Below are 19,159 nucleotides of genomic sequence, written 5' to 3' on the forward strand. Positions count from 1 at the left end.
GCAGGCAGCAGAAAGGCACCGGACCCATTGGTCCGGTGCCTTTCACTTGTAACTAGTTGGAGGGGGTGGAGTTGGGCCACCAGCCGATGGCCTGCGGCGAGCTCTGGGTGGCGGCGTTGGGCCACCAGCCAATGGCCTGAGCCGAGTCTTGGGTGGCGGCGTTGGGCCACCAGCCAATGGCCTGGGTCTGGGTAGCGAAGTTGGGCCACCAGCCAATGGCTATGGACGAATCCTGCGAGGGGCTCTGGCTGCTGGCGGAAACGGCTGCCGAGCCGGTGATTCCGGCGAGCAGGATCGCTGCGGCCGCGAGGAGGGCGGCAATAGTTCTTTTCATGGAAAGCTCCTGATGCTATGAGACTGATGGGACTGGAGTGAACAATGTGGATCACGCTCATTATAGGAGTAACGACACGCCGTGTCATCAGCGCTTTGTCCGCATTGATTAGGCCACTCGGGTGAGACCCGTCGCGACGAGCAATGCCGTCCGCCACGTGGAACACATCATCTCCCCGCATCACTATCAGTCATCACAAGGCCATTTACGCTGTGGGACTTCTCGATCAACTCGCCGACTTTCCGTCAGCACCCTTCGTTTCCTCGGATAAATAAAAGCAGGTAGAGCTGTACAAAAAACCAAAACAACCCAAATCCAAGGGAACAACGTGACACCACAGAAAACAGCGAACATTTGCGAGACACGAAGAGGCGCCTGGTGGGGCCATCGACACTGGCGCGAACCTCGACTGCCACATTGGCTGCGTTTGGACTGCTATTGATTCTGGGGCTACTACGGCTATTCGTCCCCGTTCCCTGCTGGATTCGCTGATAACGGGGCAGTGTCGACCTCCAGGTAATCATGGCTGGATATGCGATCTTAGTCACCCTAGTTGCGCAATATTCTTCCAAATTCTAAATTGCCATTTGTTTCTGAAATGCTTCGCTAGCATTTTGCTCTTTTTGGTACCGATGGATTCAAATTTTGCCGACTATACCAAGGGTGTTTACGGCGAATTTCCGACGCTTGCTGGAATGGCATTGATTGTAATCTTTGGGGTTCTAATTGGCCGTATGGGGTACCAGCAATGGATCGGGACGCTTGCCTTCGCGACCGGCTGCCTCCCATTGCTCACATCCAAGATTACGTCAATAGCGGTAGTCCTGGCCCTGATAGTTCCCGCGACATGACTTATTAATGGCAATCCCAAGGAGTTTCGATGGATCAATCCTTGGGAGGTAATCGCCGTCGGGTTACTTGGGAAGTCGAATGATCCCCCTCCGCAGAAGAGATCGACAAGAACAAGGATCGCATAAATTATGCTGTAATCCTTCAATTTCTTGCCGCCATCCCGAGCGAGCCATCTCTCTCGCGGAACGTGCCGCCGTCGATTATTGGCAGATCCGCCCAGATTATCTTGGCTCCTTCGCAAAGGATCCGGACGTTCCACCTGTTACAGTCGATGATCGGCTGACTATTGGCCCGGCGCTCACCCGCCCACTCAGAGGATTCGGGCTTTTCGGGCTAGTGGCTTCTTGGATAGCTTTCACCATTTTGAGTGTCCGCGGAATTAGGAAGGGCGAACGACATTCGCTCAAGCGCTGCTTTGTTGCCGTTTCTCTTCTCACGGTCAGCTTTTCATTAGTTCAATTCGGAACCGCTGCTTTTGGTGAAGCTATTGAGAATACAAAACGCATGATTTACGGTATTAAGGCGGGCGCCTTGGTCATTCCATTGCTATTCTGCTCCGCGATATCCGACTTAAAACCGAAGACTGTCGCCGCCTAGCCTCGAGCTCTGATTGGGCTTTGCGCAACTCGCCCGGGTCTTGCGGGGCCTCGCCGGCATCCAGCGGTCAGCAACCACCGAACTCCGACACGGGCACCAAGCAATATCGGCCAAAAGCGTGCTAAATGACAGCCCGAGTCCGTGACAGAGTGTCTCGGAGACATAATGGAGCTATGCGAGAAAAGAAGGTTGCGCCGTCATACGCTGCCGTGGAGCTGGAGGCGAGGGGCCATCGGGCCAGCCACGACTTCACCAGGGCCGCCGATGGTGCGCGTTCGGCCGCCGACATTGCCCTGGACGAGGGTGATTCCACAGGGTGGTGGAATATGACGTTCCTTCAAGCAGAAAATCTTCTCGACGCCGGTGATTTCGCTGAGTGCACCGCCCTGGCGAAATCTCTTTCCGAGGCATCGTTGGCTGCGGCTTCACCGCAACACAGGGCCAGGGCCCTCACGATGCTGGCGAACTCCCTGCGAAGCGAGGGTCTCCTGGAGCAAGCCATCGAGACTGCGGCGTCGGCAGTTGGATTGGTCGATGACGATGCGGACATGGAAATCGACGTACACGCCCGGCAAGCCCTGATCGCTGCGTTTGGCGAATCCGGCAAACTGGGCGAGGCATGGAAGGAATGTCTGTCCCTCTCGGCAAGAATCTCCGATGAAATGGATGACCAGTTGGCCGGCAAAGCTTACTGGGTGATCGGCAACGTGGCTTTTCTGGGCGACAAGGTCGGAGAGGGCCTCCACTACCACGAGCTTGCCGCTGAAACGTTCTCCCCTTCCCGGAACCTTGATGTCTGGGCAAAGTTCAACAAGGCGTCAGCCGCGATGAGACTGGCGGCGGAAGTGGCAGACGCAGCCACCCTGCGATGCATAGAACGGGCTGAGCTTGCCACGGAAGTTGTCGGAGGCAGCGAGGAAGAAATTCTCCTGCTTCGGCTCAACCGCGCGCATTGGAATTATTTGGCGGGAGACGCCGCGGCGGCACTCGAGCTGCTGGAGGACATCAAAGGCAACGCCGACCAGCTGCCTTCGCAGATCGCAGGCGAAATATTTCTCTTGATGGCACGTGCCCAAGCCGAGACCGGCAACCAGGAAGCCGCAAAGGAAAGCCTGGTGGAAGCTGCCCATCGCTTCGACAAAGCCGGCGCTCCCCAACGTGCCCGGCAAGCCCGCGAGATGCTCTCTCCGGGACCTGACTCGCAGCAAGGCTCCTGATTCCCAAGGCTAGGGCCTCGCGAGGGGCTAGCTTCGGTCAGGCGCTCTTTGAACGCCGCCGGCCCAGGAACACTGCCGCGCCACCGGCCAAAAGGCTCAACAGGAACAGCACCCACCCCACCACGGTGAGCGTTGACGCCAAAGCCACCTGGCCGGCGTCGGGCGTGGCAGACCCCACGGCGGCGTCAACCGCCACGTTGCTCCACAAACGGACCACCGCGAACAAAAGTGGAGCAGCCCACAGAACCCACCGCAATGTCTTGCTGGCCACATTGGTGCCGATCAGCAAAAGCCAGGTGAAGCCGAAAATCAACGGAAACAGGGTTCCGGCTGTCTTATGGATGTAGCTGAGCTGCCCGCGGGCGTCATCAGTCATCGCGCCGTGCAATTGATGGACGTAGTCGGTGGAAAATCCGCCAATGAGGGAATCGGGCATGGCCATGCCACCGGACAACTGGGTCATCTGGTTTAGCGTCAGGAGATGCACGTACCAGAACAGGAAGAGGCTCGCCACAACCCCGGCAATCACAATGAGGCGCCCATTGTTCTGGGCATTCTCCGGAGACCGCTGCGTGGTGGGATTGATCACCGACGGCAAATGGTGCTGGGGAACGGCAGCATTGGCGCCGTGCTTCTTGATGCGTTGCGCTGGGGTCTTGGTCATGCCATCCATTATCCCGCCCCATAAGCTGGACTCATGACCACTGGCAGGCACTCCGCCACAGAACTTGATCCCTCGCTCGACGACTACGAACTCGCTACGGCGCTGGTCCGGGAAGCCGGGCAGCTTGCCCTGCTGATGCGGATGGGCGGGCTCCAAGGAGAACGCAAAACATCTATCTCGGATGTTGTGACCGCCGCCGACCATGCTGCTGAGGCCTATGTCCTGGAGCAACTGCGCCGCTGCCGCCCGGAGGACGGCATTCTGGGCGAAGAAGGAAGCTCGGTAGCAGGAAGCAGCGGCCGTACCTGGGTGATCGATCCCGTCGATGGTACCTACAATTTCCTGCAAGGCTCCACGTATTGGTGCTCGGCGATCGCCTTGCGGCATGACTTGCCGGCAGCTCATGGAGTGGCCTCGGATCCCGACGTCATCCTCGGCGCCATCTACCAACCGGAGCTGGACAAGCTCTGGACCGGCGGCGAAGGACACCCCGCCACGCTCAACGGCGAAAGGATAGGGGGACCCTCGGGAGCGCCCCTCAGCGAACTGGGTGCCGCGACCTATATTCACCCGACGTGGCTCGCCGATCCCCGCGCTGCCATGCCCTGGCACGCGGCCGCGGTGTCCGCCGCCTCGCTGCGCATGTTTGGTTCAGGCTCTTGCGATCTTGGCCGGGTGGCCGATGGTGAACTGGGCTGCTGGTTCCAACACAGCTGCCCCGAGTGGGACTGGCTCCCCGGCAAAGCGATTGTCCGCGCGGCAGGCGGGGACACCGCCGTCGTGCGCGTCAACGGCTTGGATTGGTTTATTGCGGGAGGCCCGACGGCGGTGCGTCAGTTGCGCGCGGCGCTCACCTCGGTACCGCAATTCGCATGAGCATGCTCTCCTCCCGAGGCTAGGGGTGGGCATAATGCCGCGGTTCCGCTGAGCATGCGCATTCCTTGGTGCCAGGGGTGGGCATATTGCTAATGTGTCCGCTGGTTGGAGCAAGGGGTGGACATGTCCCTTGGGGCTGGTGGGGAGTTCGGGCTGGCGTGGGTTTTGGGTGCTGGGCTCTCTCTTGAGCATGCTCTCCTCCCGAGGCTAGGGGTGGGCATAATGCCGCGGTTCCGCTGAGCATGCGCATTCCTTGGTGTCAGGGGTGGGCATATTGCCGTTGTGTCCGCTGGTTGGAGCAAGGGGTGGACATGTCCCTTGGGGTTGGCGGAACGGGACGCGGCATCCTTCATGTGGACCAATCCTGCGCGTCATCCGGACATTGAGTGTCGGAGCCACCGCCTAGACTGGTAGTCACCATGGATATGTTGTTTGACCCGTACGCGGATGGCCCTTTCAAAGCTGCCAGCAGAGCTGCCACCAAGGGCGCTCCGGCGGTGCTTTCGCGCGCCGGAAATGGCCTGCCCGACGTCGGCGGCCACCTTCGGCACAATGCCGAACCGGACGCTCCCGAACCTGGCAATGCACAGGGCAGCGGCTCTTCCGGCAGCGCGCAGCCCAGGGCCTACCCGGGGCTGCCGTCCGCCGAGGCCTTGCTGCAGGGCTTGAATCCGCAGCAGGAGGAAGCCGTCAAACATGCCGGCAGTCCATTGCTGATCGTCGCTGGCGCGGGTTCAGGCAAGACCCGTGTCCTGTCCAACCGCATTGCGTACCTGATCGCCACGGGCCGTGCCCACCACGGCGAGATCCTGGCCATCACCTTCACCAACAAGGCGGCCGCGGAAATGCGGGAACGCATCGAAGCCCTGGTGGGTGCCCGCGCCAAGTCGATGTGGATTTCCACGTTCCACTCGTCCTGCGTGCGCATCCTGCGGCGCGAAGCCACCAACGTGGGGCTGAACTCCAACTTCTCCATCTACGACTCCGCGGACTCGCTGCGGCTCATCACCCTCGTAGCGAAGAACCTGGACCTGGATCCCAAGAAGTTCGCGCCCAAGTCCATCCAGCACAAGATCTCGGCCCTCAAGAACGAGCTCATCGACGACGACGCGTTTGCGTCGAGCGCCAATTACAACGAACCCTTCGAGCAGGCCGTGGCCGAGGTCTTCAAGGGCTACACGCAGCGGCTGCGCCAAGCCAATGCGATGGACTTTGACGACCTCATCGCGCAGACCGTCTACATGTTCCGGGCCTTTCCTGCGCTCGCAGAGTCTTACCGCCGCCGTTTCCGGCACGTCCTCGTGGACGAATACCAGGACACCAACCATGCCCAGTACGCCTTGGTTCGCGAAATCGTGGGCGAGGGGCCGCACGCCAGCGAGCTGACCGTCGTCGGCGACTCCGACCAGTCCATCTACGCCTTCCGCGGCGCGGACATCCGTAACATCGTCGAATTCGAAAAGGACTACCCCGAAGCCCGCACCATCAAGCTGGAGCAGAACTACCGCTCCACCCAGAACATCCTGAGCGCGGCGAACTCCGTTATTTCGCGCAACCCGAACCGTCCGGACAAGAAACTCTGGACGGCCGAGGGCGACGGCGAGAAGATCATCGGCTACGTGGGGGAGAACGAGCACGACGAAGCCCAGTTCATCGCCAAGGAAATCGACCGGCTCCAGGACGAGGACGGCCTGCGTCCCGGTGATGTCGCCATCTTCTACCGCACCAACGCGCAGTCGCGCTCCATAGAAGACGTTCTGGTCCGCGTGGGCCTGCCGTACAAAGTGGTGGGTGGCACCCGCTTCTACGAACGCAAGGAAATCAAGGACGCCCTCGCGTACCTTCGTGTCCTCGTGAACCCGGACGACGACGTCAATCTGCGCCGAGTCCTCAACGAACCCAAGCGCGGAATCGGCGATCGTGCCGAGGGTGCCGTGGCGGCGCTGGCAGAGCGTGAGCGCAGTTCCTTCATGGCTGCGGCCCGCAAGGCAGACCAGGCTCCCGGCATGGCCACCCGCTCCGTGAACGCGGTCCTGGGCTTCGTGAAGCTCCTGGACGACCTGGCCGAGGTGGCATCGGGTTCCGGAGCCGCCGCCGCTTTGGAAGCCGTCCTGGAACAAACCGGCTACCTCGCCGGGCTCCGCGCCAGCAATGATCCCCAAGACGAATCCCGGGTGGAAAACCTCGCCGAGCTGGTGGCAGTTGTCCGGGAATACGAGCGCGACAACCCCGAAGGCTCGCTGGGAGAATTCCTGGAGCAGGTCTCCCTCGTGGCCGACGCCGACCAGATCCCCGACGCTCCGGAGGGATCCTCCGAGGACGCCGCCGCCGCCGTCGCAGAGGCCAAGCGGATGGGCGTGGTCACGCTCATGACCCTCCACACCGCCAAGGGCCTGGAATTCCCTGTGGTCTTCCTGACAGGCATGGAACACGGGCTCTTTCCGCACCAGCGCTCCGCAACGGACCCCAAGGAACTGGCAGAGGAGCGCCGACTGGCCTATGTGGGCCTCACCCGCGCCCGGAAACGCCTCTATGTGACCCGTTCGGAAGTCCGCAGCATGTGGGGCCAGAGCCAATACAACCCCGCGAGCCAATTCCTCGAGGAGATCCCCACCGATCTCGTGGAGTGGAGACGGGAAGGCGCCTCCCGCCAGGTCAGCGGCTGGGGCAACGCACCCATTGGTTCGAACCGTTACGGCGGATCCTTCTGGGGGGCGGGCACCTCGCGCGGGGCCGCTCCCAGCGCTACGGCAGGGTTCGACGCCGACGTGCCGGCCGCCGTCGTCCGCAACCGTGTCCAGCCGCAAAAGGAAGTGGTGGCCGTCAATGTGGGGGACAAAGTGAACCACACGAGCTTCGGCAACGGCACCGTGATCGGCGTCGAAGGCGCGGGTGACAAGACCGTGGCGAAGGTGAACTTCGACGTCGGGGAGAAGCGCCTGCTGCTGCGTTACGCGCCGCTGACGAAACTGGACTCCTAAAAACCAAGGGGTCCCGTTCGCCTGGCATGTGGCTGGCCGGAGGCTAGGGAAAACCCCGTCGTGCCGCGGTTTTTCTACGGTCGATAGAAGTGTGTGGTTACTCACTTAACGGGTACTGTAGAACCGGCTAGCCTCCCCGGGGGGCTAAAGTTCGAGAGGAACTTGCGCAATGTGACCGGCTGTCTGACGGCCGTTTGATGCGCACCTCTCCGCAGCCGGTTTTCGCGGTCACCGTGGTTTCCGGCTGTACAGAAACTACTTCGACGTAGAAGGACACTAAACCGTGGACCTGTTTGAATATCAGGCGCGCGATATGTTCGAAGCGCACGGTGTACCCGTGCTCGCCGGCATCGTGGCGCATACTCCTGAAGAAGCAAAGGCTGCTGCCGAGAAGATCGGCGGCGTGACTGTCGTCAAGGCGCAGGTAAAGGTCGGTGGCCGCGGCAAGGCTGGCGGGGTCAAGGTCGCAAAGTCCGCTGACGAAGCGCTCGAGTACGCCACCAACATCCTTGGCATGGACATCAAGGGCCACACCGTCAACAAGGTCATGATCGCCCAGGGCGCCGACATTGCTGAGGAATACTACTTCTCCGTCCTGTTGGACCGAGCCAACCGCAACTACTTGGCCATGTGCTCGGTTGAAGGCGGCATGGAAATCGAGCAGCTTGCTGTAGAGCGCCCCGAAGCACTCGCCAAGGTCGCTATCGATCCCGCCGTCGGAATCGACCAGGCCAAGGCCGACGAAATCGTCGCCGCCGCCGGTTTCTCCGAGGAACTGCGCGGCAAGGTCGCCTCCGTCATCCTCAAGCTCTGGGATGTCTTCAAGAAGGAAGACGCAACCCTTGTTGAGGTCAACCCCTTGGTCAAGACCGGCGCTGGCGACATCGTTGCCCTCGACGGCAAGGTCACGCTGGACGAGAACGCGGGCTTCCGCCATGTTCACCACAGTGAGCTCGAGGACAAGGACGCAGCTGACCCGCTTGAGGCGAAGGCCAAGGCACAGGACCTCAACTACGTGAAGCTTGACGGCTCGGTTGGCATCATCGGCAACGGCGCCGGTCTTGTGATGTCCACCCTCGACGTGGTCGCTTACGCAGGCGAAAACCATGGCAGCGTCAAGCCGGCCAACTTCCTGGACATCGGCGGTGGAGCTTCCGCCGAGGTCATGGCCGCTGGCTTGGACGTCATCCTTGGCGACGAGCAGGTCAAGAGCGTTTTCGTGAACGTCTTCGGCGGCATCACCGCGTGTGACGCTGTGGCAAAGGGCATCGTCGGCGCACTGGCCGAGCTTGGCACCAACGCCAACAAGCCGTTGGTTGTCCGTCTCGATGGCAACAACGTCGAAGAAGGCCGCCGCATCCTGGCCGAGGCCAACCACCCGCTGGTTACCCTGGCAGCCACCATGGACGAGGGCGCCGACAAGGCCGCCGAGCTCGCCAACGCAGCGAAGTAAGCACCGGGAAGTAAGGCGACTTAAACTATGTCTATTTATCTGAACAAGGACTCCAAGGTCATCGTCCAGGGCATCACCGGTGGCGAAGGTACCAAGCACACCTCCCTGATGCTCAAGGCCGGCACCAACATCGTCGGTGGCGTCAACGCCCGCAAGGCCGGCACCACGGTGCTGCACGGAGACAAGGAAATCACCGTCTTCGGCACCGTCAAGGAAGCCATTGCGGAGACTGGCGCCGACGTTTCGATCGTCTTCGTTCCGCCGGCATTCACCAAGGCTGCCGTCGTTGAAGCCATCGAAGCGGGCATTGGCCTGGTTGTTGTCATCACCGAAGGCGTGCCGGTTCAGGATTCTGCTGAGTTCTGGGCACTCGCCCAGGCCACGGTGGACGCCGACGGCAAGCAGATCACCCGCATCATCGGCCCGAACTGCCCCGGCATCATCACGCCGGGCGAAGCCCTGGTTGGCATCACCCCGGCAAACATCACGGGCAAAGGTCCTATCGGCTTGGTTTCCAAGTCCGGTACCTTGACCTACCAGATGATGTACGAACTGCGGGACCTCGGCTTCTCTACCGCCATTGGAATCGGTGGCGACCCCATCATCGGCACCACCCATATCGACGCCCTGGCTGCGTTCGAGGCTGACCCGGAGACCAAGGCAATCGTCATGATCGGCGAAATCGGCGGCGACGCTGAAGAGCGCGCAGCAGACTTCATCAAGGCCAACGTCACCAAGCCAGTTGTCGGCTACGTCGCAGGCTTCACCGCTCCCGAAGGCAAGACCATGGGCCACGCAGGCGCCATTGTCTCCGGCTCCGCCGGCACTGCGCAGGCGAAGAAGGAAGCTCTCGAAGCTGCAGGCGTGAAGGTCGGCAAGACGCCGTCCGAGACCGCCAAGCTCCTCCGCGAGGTCTTCGCAACCCTCTAGTAAGACCCCGCGCAGGATCTCAGCGCAATTGAAAGTACGACGGTGCCCGTCACCTTCCACGTGAAGGTGACGGGCGCCGTCGTTGTTTAACCTCTGGACAGCCGGGCGCGCTGCTACGAAAGACGCTCCCTCACCTTTGAAGGCCTTTCCACGAACGCTCGCTCATGTCTAATGAGCGAGCGTCGGCGGTTAAGGCCGGATACGTGAGCGGGCGTTTGGCGTTCGGGCACCATTTGTGAGCGAGCGTCGATGGGGGAGAGGCGTCCGGACCGCCTCTTGTGGCGCGATTAACTAACTTGTTAGTATGTCAGGACAAGCTAGCTCGGCAGAACAAATGCCCCTCGTGCGCATTGATGTCAATGAAGGCCGCACCCCCGGGCAGCTCGGCGAACTCCGCCAGCGAATCCATGCCGCCATCCTTGCCGGGTGTGGCATCCCCGAGCGCGATTACTTTCACATCATCACCGAGTATCCCGGCGGCCAGATCATCGCCCAGGATGCCGCTCTCGGCTTCGAGCGGACGTCCGGAGTGGTGATGATCCGGATATTCACTCAGGGTGGACGCACTCGGGAAGCCAGGCAGTCCTCGTTCGCCGCCATCGCCGCCATCGCCGCCCGGTAAAACCCCCTCTCGACGCGGATTTCAAGGCTTCGGGACCCGAAGCTCGCGGCATTACGTTTCGTTGTAAATATGTCAGTACAAACCTTTGACAGGACATGAATTCTGGTGCAAAGTAGTGCTTGTGGCCCCGCTCACTGCGGGCCGGCAAAAGCACCGGAGCTCTCACCGTCCCGCAAGAAGAGTTCACTACAGAAAGGTCCGCGATCACCGTGACCCACGAACTACTCACCATCGGGCGCATCAGCGTTGATATCTACCCGAACGACATCGGTGTGGGACTTGAGGATGTGCGCTCTTTCGGCAAGTACCTTGGCGGCTCGCCCTCCAATGTGGCCGTGGCCGCCGCCCGCCACGGCCGCCGTTCCGGGGTCATTACTCGCACGGGCGATGACCCTTTCGGGATCTACTTGCACCGCGAGCTTCGCAAGTTCAAGGTGGACGACGCGTTCGTCACCCCGGTGCCGGGCCTTCAAACTCCTGCCACGTTCTGCGCGATCCAGCCCCCGCACGACTTCCCGCTGTACTTCTACGGCCGCTTCCCCACGGCACCGGACCTGCAGATCAAAGCCGAGGAACTCGACCTGGACGCCATCAAGGACGCCGGCATCTTCTGGTCCACCGTCACCGGCCTGTGCCAGGAACCCAGCCGTTCCGCGCACCTTGCGGCCCACGAAGCTCGGCCCCGCACCAGCCTGAGCGAGGGCCAGTACACCATCCTGGACCTGGACTACCGCCCCATGTTCTGGGCTTCCGAGGACGAAGCCCGAGCAGAGGTCGCCAAAATCCTGCCGCACGTCACGGTAGCCATCGGCAATGACAAGGAATGTGCGGTCGCCGTGGGTGAAGGAACTCCGGACGAACAGGCCGACCGCCTGCTGGCCGCGGGGGTCGAGATCGCCGTCGTGAAGCTCGGCCCGGAAGGTGTCATGGCCAAGACCCGCACTGAACGTGTTGTCTCCGCGCCGGTCCCCGTGGAGACCGTCAACGGCCTGGGCGCCGGTGACTCCTTCGGCGGGGCATTCTGTCACGGGCTGTTGTCCGGCTGGCCGCTGGCACAGGTTCTGGATTATGCCAACGCCGCAGGCGCCATTGTCGCCTCCCGCCTCTCCTGCGCCGACGCGATGCCGACGCCGGAGGAAGTCACCTCGCTGCTCGCCGAACGCGGCCGGCTGGCCCCGGCCGGCACCGATGCAGCAGCTTCACACGCAGCAGTCTCCGAAGGAGCAACACGTTGAGCTTCAATGACGACCCCCGCCGTTATGAGCACTTGAGTGCCATCCGGCTCGAAGATCCCGACGCCGTTGCCCGCGCCGCAGCTGCACGTCGCCGCCACCCGGGGCTGAAGTACGGGACCCAGAACTTCATCGTGGCCGCCGACCACCCGGCCCGCGGCGCACTGAGCGTCGGAGCAGACCCGGTGGCCATGGCGGATCGCCGGACCCTGCTGGACCGTTTGCAGATCGCCTTGGCGAACCCCGCCGTCGACGGCGTCCTCGCGAGCCCGGACATCATGGACGACCTGTTGCTCCTCGGCGCGCTCGAGGGCAAGCTCGTCTTCGGTTCGATGAACCGCGGCGGCCTAGCCGGCCTGGTCAACGAAATCGACGATCGCTTCACGGGCCACACCGCAGCCGCACTGGACTCACTCGGTGCCGACGGCGGCAAGATGCTCACCCGGATTTGCCTCGGGGACCCGGATACGGCGTCGATCTTGGAAGCCACCGCGAAGGCCGTGGACTCCCTGGCCGCGCGCAAGCTCATCGCCATGGTGGAACCGTTCCTGTCCATCCGCGAGGCAAACGGTCAGGTCCGCAACGACCTTTCTCCAGACGCGGTGATCAAATCGATCGCAATTGCCCAAGGGCTGGGTTCCACGAGCGCTTACACCTGGATGAAGCTCCCGGTGGTGGCCGAGATGGAGCGCGTCATGGCCGCCACCACGCTGCCCACCGTTCTGTTGGGCGGAGATCCGGATGCGGGCCAGGACGAGGTCTTCGCCAGCTGGCAGGCCGCGCTTGCCCTTCCGGGAGTCCAAGGATTGACGGTGGGACGGACCCTTTTGTACCCGGCCGACGGGGACGTGGCCGGGGCCGTGGCCACGGCCGCCTCGCTCTTGAAGACGACAGAACTGCTGAAGACACCTGCGAAAGTATCGGAGTAAGAGTAATGTCAGCGCGCAGAATGACGGTCGCCCAGGCCGTGGTCGAGTTCCTGTCCAAGCAGTACACGGTGGACACAGTGGGCGGGAGTGAGTACCGGGAGCGCCTGATCCCGGGCATTTTCGGGATCTTCGGGCACGGCAATGTCGCCGGAGTGGGCCAGGCCCTCAAGCAGTACCAGTCCATTGACCCGAGCATCATGCCGTACTACCAAGGCCGCAACGAGCAGGCCCAGTCGCACCAAGCTGTCGGCTACGCCAGGCACACGCGTCGCCGCCAGACCTTCGCGATCAGCACCTCGATCGGTCCGGGTTCCTCGAACCTGCTGACGGGCGCGGCGCTGGCCACCACCAACCGATTGCCGGTCCTGCTGCTGCCCAGCGACACCTTCGCCACCCGCGCGGCAGACCCGGTGTTGCAGCAGCTCGAGCTGCCCTACGCCTACGACATCACGGTCAACGACGCCTTCCGTCCGCTCTCGAAGTTCTTCGACCGGGTCTCCCGCCCCGAGCAGTTGTTCTCCGCGTTCCACCACGGCCTGCGCGTCCTGACGGACCCGGCCGAGACCGGCGCGGTGACCATTTCGCTGCCGCAGGACGTCCAGGCCGAGGCCTTGGACGTCCCGGAGGAGTTCCTCACCGAGCGGGAGTGGCGGATCCGCCGCCCCGAGGCCGCCGATGACGACATCCGCCGTGCCGCCGAGGCCATCCGTGCCGCTAGACGGCCATTGATCATTGCGGGCGGCGGCGTCCTGTACGCCTTCGCCAACGCGGAACTCGCCAGGTTCGCCGAACTGACCGGGATCCCGGTGGGCAACACCCAGGCCGGCGTCGGCGTGCTCCCGTGGGACCACAAGTTCTCGCTCGGAGCCATTGGCTCCACAGGCACGACGGCGGCGAACGCCATCGCTGCCGAGGCTGACTTGATCATCGGCATCGGTACCCGTTACGAGGACTTCACGACGGCGTCGCGCACTGCTTTCCAGAACCCCGACGTGAAGTTCGTGAACATCAATGTGGCCGCGATTGACGCGTACAAGCACGGCACCACGCTGCCGATCGTCGCCGACGCCCGCAAGGCCCTCGTCAAGCTGAACCGGGCGCTCGGCGGCTACCGTGTGGGCGCGGACCTCGAGCAGAAGATCGCGGCGGAGAAGGAGCGCTGGAACGTCATTGTGGACGAAGCCTTCGACACCCGCCACACACCCCTGCCGGCACAGAACGAGATCATCGGCGCTACCAACCGGGCCATGGACGCCTCCGACGTCGTCATCTGCGCCGCGGGTTCCCTGCCCGGTGATCTGCATAAGATGTGGCGCGTCCGGGACCCCTTCGGCTACCACGTGGAATATGCCTACTCCTGCATGGGCTACGAAATCCCCGGTGGCCTGGGCGTGAAGCGCGCGGCCCTGACCGAGGCGGCAGCGGGCGGCGAGGAACGCGACGTCGTGGTGATGGTGGGGGACGGCTCCTACCTGATGATGCACACCGAACTGGTCACCGCCGTCGCCGAACGCATCAAGCTGATCGTGGTCCTGATCCAAAACCATGGTTACGCCTCCATCGGCTCGCTCTCCGAGTCCCTGGGTTCGCAGCGTTTCGGCACCCAGTACCGGGTGCTGGACAAGGAACAGCATTCCTTCGACGCCGGCCAGAACCTGCCGATCGATCTTGCCCTCAACGCCGAAAGCCTCGGCGCCAAAGTGATCCGGATCGAACCGGGAGAGAAGGTCATCGCCGAGCTGGAACAGGCCATCCGCGACGCGAAAGCGGCACCGGAGGACAGCGGGCCGATCGTCATCCACGTCGAATCGGACCCCCTGCTGGACGCCCCGAGTTCCGAATCCTGGTGGGACGTTCCCGTTTCGCAGGTCTCCGAACTCGAATCCACGCAGCAGGCCTACCTGACGTACACAGACCATAAGAACCGCCAGCGCAAGCTGCTCGGCTAGACCACCAACGCCCTTCAAAGCGACAGACAAGGAAGTCCGTACATGTCGACGACGACCACCATGACCACCATCAAGCATTTCATCAACGGTGTTGAAACCGCCGGCGAAGGCGAGCGGACCCAGCCCGTCTACAACCCGGCCACCGGCGCCGTCTCCGCGGAGCTGCGCCTGGCGAACCGCGCCGATCTGGACGCCACGGTCGCCGCAGCCAAGGCCGCGGCGGAAAGGTGGGGCGATTTCTCACTGGCCAAGCGCACCGCGGTTCTCTTCAAGTTCCGCGAACTGCTCGCCTCCCACGTGGACGAACTCGCAGCCTTGGTCACCGCGGAGCACGGCAAAGTCCTCTCCGATGCGAAGGGCGAGATCGGCCGCGGCCTGGAAGTCATCGAATTCGCGTGCGGTATTCCGACCCTGCTCAAGGGCGACTACTCGGACCAGGTCTCCACCGGCATAGATGTGTTCTCCTTCCGCGAGCCCCTGGGCGTCGTGGCCGGCATTACCCCGTTCAACTTCCCCGTCATGGTGCCTTTGTGGATGGCCCCGATGGCGATCGCCACCGGCAACGCGTTCATCCTCAAGCCCTCCGAACGCGACCCCTCCGCGTCCATGCTGTTGGCGAAGCTGTGGAAACAGGCCGGCCTGCCGGACGGCGTGTTCCAGGTCCTGCACGGCGACAAGGAAACCGTGGACGGGCTCCTGACGCACCCGGACGTGGACGGGATCTCCTTTGTCGGTTCCACCCCGATAGCCCAGTACGTCCACGAAACCGCCACCAAGCACGGCAAGCGGGTCCAGGCCCTGGGCGGCGCGAAGAACCATGCGATCATCATGCCCGACGCCGATCTCGACAACGCTGCCGACCACCTGGCCGCCGCCGCATTCGGTTCCGCCGGTGAACGCTGCATGGCCATCTCCGTTGCGGTCGCCGTCGGCGATGCCGCCGAGCTGCTGGTCAAGAAGGTCGAAGAACGCGCTCTGGCCGTCAAGGTCAAGAACGGCACCGAGCCCGACGCCGAAATGGGCCCGGTCATCACCCCGGCCTCCAAGGAACGCATCGTGCGGATCGTCACCGAAGCCGAAGCAGCGGGAGCCGCGATGGTGGTGGACGGCCGTGACCTGGTGGTTCCAGGCCATGAGGATGGCTTCTGGGTCGGGCCCACCGTGATCGACCACGTCAAGACCGAAATGACCGCATACACCGAGGAGATCTTCGGACCTGTCCTCGTTGTGGTCCGCGTGGAGGACCTGGACGAAGGCATCAAGTTGATCAACGCCAACCCCTACGGCAACGGCACCGCGATCTTCACCTCCTCCGGCGCCAACGCGCGCAAGTTCCAGCGCTCCGTGGACGTGGGCATGATCGGCATCAATGTGCCCTTGCCGGTACCGGTTGCCTACCACTCCTTCGGCGGCTGGAAGGCCTCGCTCTTCGGAGACAAGCACATCTACGGGCCCGAGGGCGTCTCCTTCTACACCCGCGGCAAGGTGGTCACCTCCCGCTGGCCCGAACCGACCCACGCTTCCGGCGCCTCCTACAACTTCCCCTCCAACTAGCCCCCCCCACCCAACTGACTCGCATTTGTTGTCGTTTTGAGCCCTCATAACGACAACAAATGCGAGCTAGTTGGGCCGGCCGGGCGCGGTTTGACCAAGGATTGAGAAATGACAGAGAACAAACTCATCATCGGCACAGCCCCGGACTCCTGGGGTGTTTGGTTTCCGGACGACGCAAAGCAGACCCCCTGGGACCGCTTCCTGGATGAAGTGGCCGAGTCCGGCTACAAATGGATCGAACTTGGCCCCTATGGCTACTTGCCGAACGATCCCACACGCCTCGCCGAGGAACTCAAGCAGCGCGACCTCAAGGTCACGGCGGGAACGGTCTTCACGGCCTTCCACCGCGGCGCCGCACAATACGAGCAAGCATGGGAGCCTGCACGCAAAGTTGCCGAGCTGACTGCGGCGATGGGCGGTGAACACATTGTGGTCATTCCGGCCATGTGGCGCGACGACGTCACCGGCGAGGCCGTAGAGAGCGGCGAATTGTCGCAGAAACAATGGAACGACCTGTTCGCGGGACACAACCGTATGGGCAAGGTGCTGCTGGAGGACTTCGGCTTGAAGCAACAATTCCACTCCCACGCAGATTCCCACGTGGGCGCCCAGACGGATATCGAGCACCTGCTCGCCGAAACCGATCCCCAGTACCTGAACCTGTGCCTTGACACCGGACACGCGGAATACTGCGGAGCGTCCAGCCTGGAACTGATCAAGAACTACCCGGACCGCATCGGCTACCTGCACCTGAAGCAGATCAACCCGGATGTGCTGGCCCATGTCAACGAGGAAAACATGACCTGGGCGGCAGCCAACCGGGCCGGCGTCATGACCGAACCGCCGAACGGCCTCCCGGACCTGCGTGCAGTCATCGAAGCCGTTGAAGGACTCAACCGCCCGATCTTCGGCATTGTGGAACAGGACATGTACCCCGTGGCCTTCGACGTTCCCATGCCCATCGCCAAGCGCACCCGCAACTACCTGCTCTCGTGCGGCTCCCGCACTGCCGTCAACTAACTAAGGACAGAACATTGACTGACATTCTCCGCGTGGCCGTCATCGGCGCAGGCCGCATGGGCGCCGACCACATCAAGCGGCTCAGCACCCGCATCCACGGCGCCGAAGTGGCCGCCGTCGTCGACGTCGACCTCGCCCGCGCGCAGGCCGCCATCGAAGGGATCGACGGCGCCGTGGCCCTCGCGAGCGCCAAAGAGGCCCTCAACAATGGCGACGTCAACGCCGTGCTCATTGCGACTCCCGGATTTCTGCACGAGGACATCCTTTACAAAGCGTTGGAGAAGGGCTTCCCGATCCTCTGCGAGAAGCCGCTTACCCCGGATGCCGAGAGCGCATGGAAGGTTGTCCAAGCCGAAACGGCAACCGGCCGTAAGAGTATCCAGGTGGGCTTCATGCGCCGCTTCGACGCCGAATACGCCGCCCTGGGTTCCATGATCCACAACCGTGAACTCGGCGAGCTGCTCATGCTGCACCACCAGCACCGCAACCCTGACACCCCCGAGGGCTTCACCAACGAGATGCTCATCAACGACTCCGTGGTCCACGAATTCGATGCCATCCGCTTCTTCACCGGCGAAGAAATCACCTCGGTCCAGGTTCGTCTGGGCAAGCCAACGCGCAACGCCCCGAACGGCCAGCACGACCCCCAGCACGTCCTGATCGAGACCGAGTCCGGTGTCTTGGCCGACGTCGAGATCTACGTCAACGCGAAGTTCGGCTACGAAGTTGCCACCCAGGCGTCCTTCGAGGACGGCATCGTGAGCATCGGTGGCGACGGCGGTCCTTACGTCCGTAGCTCCGGCCGCTGGGGCGGCAAGGTCACCCCCGGTTTCGAAGAGCGCTTCGGTGCCGCGTACGACGTCGAGATCCAGTTCTGGGTGGACGCCGCCCGCCGCGGCGAAATCGGCGGCCCTACCGCCTGGGACGGCTATGCCACCGCTGCCTGCTGCGAGGCAGGCGTTGAGGCCCAGAAGTCGGGCGAAAAGGTTGCGGTACAGCTCAACACCAAGCCCGAGCTGTACAAGTAGGAGTGACCATGAAGATCGCCCTCGACCCCACCCCGTTTCATCACAGCCACAGCCTGCTCGAATTTCCCCGGTTGGCCGCCGATCTCGGCTACAAATACCTCCAGCTGACCCCACACGCTGACTTCATCCCGTTCTTCAACCATCCCAAGGCCGACGACGAACTGGTGGGCCAGCTGAAGAAGGCCTGCAAGGGCGCCGACGTCGAAATCGCCTCGGTGCTTCCCGTGCTGCGTTGGTCCGGACCGGACGAAGACGCCCGCGAGGCAGCTGTCCGTTATTGGAAACGCGCCATCCAGATCACGGTCGACCTTGGAGTGCAGACTATGAACACCGAATTCAGCGGACGCCCGGAGAAGGCCGAGGAGTCCGAAAGGGCCTTCTACCGCTCCATGGAAGAGCTCCTTCCGATCATCGAACGCGAGGGCCTGGACGTTCTCATCGACCCGCATCCGGACGATTTCGTGGAGGATGGGCTCGCGGCCCTGCGCGTCATCCGCGGCGTGAATTCACCCAACATCGGCATGGTCTACGTTGCCTCGCATACCTTTCACATGGGCAACAAGCCACTTGACATCATGCGGGCGGCGGGGGACAAGCTGCGCCTGGTCCATGTGTCCGACACGATGGACCACCGTGCCTCCCACGGTCTGCGCTACATCACCAACCCGCCCGGCAACGCCGTGCGCGTGCACCAGCACCTCAAGATCGGCGACGGCGACGTCAACTGGGACGAGTTCTTTGGCGGCCTCAAGGAAATCGGCTTCCTGGACAGGGACAATACCGTCATGGTGTCCAGCGTCTTCGCCGAGGACGATAACGCCAACGAGGTGTCCCGCTACCAGCTGGAGACCATGAGCAAGTACATCGCCAAAGTGCAGTAAACCCAAAGTGCAGTAAACCCAAAGTGCAGTAAACAACGTG

15 protein-coding genes and 1 pseudogene are annotated in these 19,159 nt (G+C 62.6%); 14 read left to right on the plus strand and 2 right to left on the minus strand.

Features of this window, described 5'->3' with window-relative positions; all coding sequences use genetic code 11:
- Positions 1-52: 52 nt before the first annotated feature.
- A complete protein-coding gene (locus A3M3_RS24610; protein WP_035741582.1) occupies positions 53-334 on the minus strand; it encodes a hypothetical protein in 282 nt (93 codons plus the stop codon).
- A 930-nt stretch (positions 335-1,264) separates the two neighbouring features.
- Between A3M3_RS24610 and A3M3_RS28040 the strand changes: the two genes are divergently transcribed.
- On the plus strand, positions 1,265-1,783 hold the full coding sequence (locus tag A3M3_RS28040; RefSeq protein ID WP_155854357.1) for a hypothetical protein: 519 nt from the start codon (positions 1,265-1,267) through the stop codon (positions 1,781-1,783).
- Between the two features lie 173 nt (positions 1,784-1,956).
- A complete protein-coding gene (locus tag A3M3_RS0109950) occupies positions 1,957-3,000 on the plus strand; it encodes a hypothetical protein (protein WP_028266192.1) in 1,044 nt (347 codons plus the stop codon).
- A 37-nt stretch (positions 3,001-3,037) separates the two neighbouring features.
- Here the strand turns inward: A3M3_RS0109950 and A3M3_RS0109955 are convergent, their stop codons facing one another.
- A complete protein-coding gene (locus tag A3M3_RS0109955) occupies positions 3,038-3,664 on the minus strand; it encodes a hypothetical protein (RefSeq protein WP_028266193.1) in 627 nt (208 codons plus the stop codon).
- A gap of 33 nt (positions 3,665-3,697) precedes the next feature.
- On the opposite strand from A3M3_RS0109955, the gene A3M3_RS0109960 reads away from it, so the two are divergent.
- The 12 genes and pseudogenes from A3M3_RS0109960 to A3M3_RS0110020 all read left to right on the plus strand — a co-directional run bounded on the left by A3M3_RS0109960 (position 3,698) and on the right by A3M3_RS0110020 (position 19,119).
- The gene (locus A3M3_RS0109960; RefSeq protein ID WP_028266194.1) at positions 3,698-4,540 is read left to right on the plus strand and encodes an inositol monophosphatase family protein; all 843 of its coding nucleotides are present in this window, start codon (positions 3,698-3,700) and stop codon (positions 4,538-4,540) included.
- A gap of 419 nt (positions 4,541-4,959) precedes the next feature.
- The gene (gene pcrA / locus A3M3_RS0109970; protein WP_035741585.1) at positions 4,960-7,521 is read left to right on the plus strand and encodes a DNA helicase PcrA; all 2,562 of its coding nucleotides are present in this window, start codon (positions 4,960-4,962) and stop codon (positions 7,519-7,521) included.
- Between the two features lie 283 nt (positions 7,522-7,804).
- Positions 7,805-8,974: an ADP-forming succinate--CoA ligase subunit beta gene (sucC, locus tag A3M3_RS0109975; RefSeq protein ID WP_028266196.1), complete on the plus strand. Its 1,170-nt coding sequence runs from the start codon at positions 7,805-7,807 to the stop codon at positions 8,972-8,974.
- 27 nt (positions 8,975-9,001) lie between these two features.
- Positions 9,002-9,904: a succinate--CoA ligase subunit alpha gene (gene sucD / locus A3M3_RS0109980; protein WP_028266197.1), complete on the plus strand. Its 903-nt coding sequence runs from the start codon at positions 9,002-9,004 to the stop codon at positions 9,902-9,904.
- A gap of 334 nt (positions 9,905-10,238) precedes the next feature.
- Positions 10,239-10,508, plus strand: a pseudogene (locus tag A3M3_RS24615) (tautomerase family protein); the annotation flags it as partial.
- A 227-nt stretch (positions 10,509-10,735) separates the two neighbouring features.
- Positions 10,736-11,761, plus strand: a complete 1,026-nt coding sequence (gene iolC, locus A3M3_RS0109990) for a 5-dehydro-2-deoxygluconokinase (protein ID WP_028266198.1) — start codon at positions 10,736-10,738, stop codon at positions 11,759-11,761.
- Entirely contained in the window at positions 11,758-12,687 is a 930-nt protein-coding gene (locus tag A3M3_RS0109995; protein ID WP_028266199.1) for a Cgl0159 family (beta/alpha)8-fold protein, read from the plus strand. Before iolC ends, A3M3_RS0109995 begins: the two co-directional genes overlap by 4 nt.
- Positions 12,688-12,707: 20 nt before the next feature.
- On the plus strand, positions 12,708-14,636 hold the full coding sequence (gene iolD, locus A3M3_RS0110000; protein WP_028266200.1) for a 3D-(3,5/4)-trihydroxycyclohexane-1,2-dione acylhydrolase (decyclizing): 1,929 nt from the start codon (positions 12,708-12,710) through the stop codon (positions 14,634-14,636).
- Between the two features lie 42 nt (positions 14,637-14,678).
- Positions 14,679-16,190 (plus strand): CoA-acylating methylmalonate-semialdehyde dehydrogenase, encoded by a 1,512-nt coding sequence (locus A3M3_RS0110005; RefSeq protein ID WP_028266201.1) that lies wholly within the window; start codon positions 14,679-14,681, stop codon positions 16,188-16,190.
- Positions 16,191-16,298: 108 nt separating this feature from the next.
- Positions 16,299-17,210, plus strand: a complete 912-nt coding sequence (locus A3M3_RS0110010; protein ID WP_028266202.1) for a sugar phosphate isomerase/epimerase family protein — start codon at positions 16,299-16,301, stop codon at positions 17,208-17,210.
- A gap of 14 nt (positions 17,211-17,224) precedes the next feature.
- Entirely contained in the window at positions 17,225-18,238 is a 1,014-nt protein-coding gene (locus tag A3M3_RS0110015; RefSeq protein WP_028266203.1) for a Gfo/Idh/MocA family protein, read from the plus strand.
- An 8-nt stretch (positions 18,239-18,246) separates the two neighbouring features.
- Entirely contained in the window at positions 18,247-19,119 is an 873-nt protein-coding gene (locus tag A3M3_RS0110020) for a sugar phosphate isomerase/epimerase family protein (RefSeq protein WP_028266204.1), read from the plus strand.
- The last annotated feature ends 40 nt before the right edge of the window (positions 19,120-19,159 follow it).

Origin of the sequence: Arthrobacter sp. MA-N2 (assembly GCF_000517125.1) — a bacterium.
In the GTDB taxonomy this organism is placed as follows: Bacteria; Actinomycetota; Actinomycetes; order Actinomycetales; family Micrococcaceae; genus Arthrobacter; species Arthrobacter methylotrophus.